Raw genomic sequence first — 1176 nt, forward strand, 5'->3', positions numbered from 1 at the left:
TACTGATGATTAATGTGTGAAGTTCTGTTGATCAGAGCTGTTCCCAAGTCAGTCCGGTTTCGGTGAGGAACCCGACGAGGAGTTCGGGTCGGTACTGCATGCGTTTTAGCCCGTGTTTGACAGCCTGGTGGACCTCGTCGATGCCACGGGCGGCGAGATGGACCAGGGTTGTGCGTTTCAGGTACGACCAGACGCCTTCGGTCGGGTTCAGGTCGGGGGCGTAGGCCGGCAGCCACACCACGTTGATCCAGCTGGTGTGCGCGGCCAGGAACGCGGCCATCTGCGTTTGGAGGTGGATGTTCAACCGATCCCACACCAGCACCAGCCGACCCCCGGGCAGCTGCGCGTGCGCGGCCAGCAGAAGATCCCGACAGTCAGCCCAGCCCAGCCCCTTACGTTCGCCGGGGCGGCCGTGGCTGACCCGGGCCCGGTAGACCAGCCGGGCCCGCTGCCCAGGTTTGTAGCAGACCATCCCGACCACACTCACCCGCCCAGACCCGCCCCGTCCCGGGACCCGCACCAGCGGGGTCACCCCCCGGCGTGCCCAGGTCCGTCCTCGCGGCGGCCGCAGTCCCTGCCCTGTCTCGTCGAGGAAACAGACCCAGGCATCCCGGGCCGCCGCGGTGGTTTTACTGCCGACCACTCCCGCCCAGCCCACTCCTCTACGACGGTGTCGTCGCGTTCGAGGGCACGGCGGGCCGGCATCTGACACGACCAGCCGTGCCGGTCCAGCAGCATCCACACCCCGGGCAGCGTGTAGACGACCCCGAACTCCCACCTGATCACCTGCGCGACCCGGGCCAACGTCCATCGCTGATCGTCCCAGCCGTACACCCCCGGGCCGCGGCGCAGGACCGCTTCCAACCGGGCCAGCTGCCGATCATCCAGCCGGCACGCCGACAACGGGCCGGTCGATCGCAACGCAGCCGCACCCCCCGATTCCCAGGCGCGGTACCAACATCCCGCCGTTTTCACGGTCACTTTGAATTCCCGGGCCACCTCCGCTCGCGTCGCGCCCTGATCGAACCGGTCGGCCGCTGCCATCCGGACCCGTTCCCTTTCCACCTGCTCGGCGGGCGTCAACCCGCCACCCGTCGCATACCTCATACAAAGGGTTTACCCGCACACCCGCGACTATCACCGGGAGCATTAACACCACGCATTAATCGTCAGTAG

The 1176-nt window shown here is 67.2% G+C and carries 2 protein-coding genes; both read right to left on the reverse strand.

Going from position 1 to position 1176, the window contains the following annotated elements:
- Positions 1-31: 31 nt before the first annotated feature.
- Complete coding sequence (locus tag FMEAI12_RS35815) at positions 32-571, reverse strand: transposase (protein WP_368672148.1); 540 nt, start codon at positions 569-571, stop codon at positions 32-34.
- Positions 529-1107, reverse strand: coding sequence for a winged helix-turn-helix domain-containing protein (locus FMEAI12_RS35820; protein ID WP_146776863.1), 579 nt, complete (start codon positions 1105-1107; stop codon positions 529-531). The genes FMEAI12_RS35815 and FMEAI12_RS35820 overlap by 43 nt, the downstream gene beginning before the upstream one ends.
- Positions 1108-1176 lie beyond the last annotated feature (69 nt).

This window comes from Parafrankia sp. Ea1.12, from assembly GCF_900465275.1.
GTDB classification, from domain to species: Bacteria; Actinomycetota; Actinomycetes; order Frankiales; family Frankiaceae; genus Parafrankia; species Parafrankia soli.